At 58.6% G+C, this 529-nt stretch carries 1 protein-coding gene; it reads left to right on the forward strand.

What is annotated here, in order from left to right:
- Positions 1-529, forward strand: a 529-nt coding sequence (locus XI09_RS08385) for an alpha-ketoacid dehydrogenase subunit beta (protein ID WP_271566419.1), incomplete at both ends; no start/stop codon positions are given.

The raw sequence follows: 529 nt of genomic DNA on the forward strand, positions 1-529 counted from the left end.
GCAGCCCAGCATGCTGACCGACCTTACACGTTCTTCATGAACGTGCCGGGCCTCAAGATCATCAGCCCGACCAGCGCCGCCGACATCAAAGGGCTTATGAAGTCAGCCATTCGCGACGGCGATCCCGTGCTCGTCTTCGAGGATACCCGCCTGTGGCCGCTTAAGGAGGATGTGTCCGCAGATCCGGAGCACATAATCCCGATTGGCAAGGCGGATGTGAAGCGCGAGGGAAAAGACGTAACGCTTATCGCTATTGCTGGCGCCATTCGACCGACGATGGAAGCTGTCGACGCGCTCGCCGAGGAAGGCATTTCAGTCGAGGTCATCGACCCACGTACGTTAAAGCCACTCGATCATGAGGCCTTCAAGAAATCGGTTGCGAAGACCGGAAGGCTTGTAGTCGTTGAGGACGCGCACCCCGTCTGCAACGTCGGAAGTGAAATCGCGGCGGTGATGGTGGAAGAAGCTTTCGATCTATTGAAGCGGCCCGTCCTGCGCCTGAGCGCTCCGGACATCCACGTGCCGTTCA

Source organism: Bradyrhizobium sp. CCBAU 11386, from assembly GCF_028128955.1.
GTDB lineage: Bacteria > Pseudomonadota > Alphaproteobacteria > Rhizobiales > Xanthobacteraceae > Bradyrhizobium.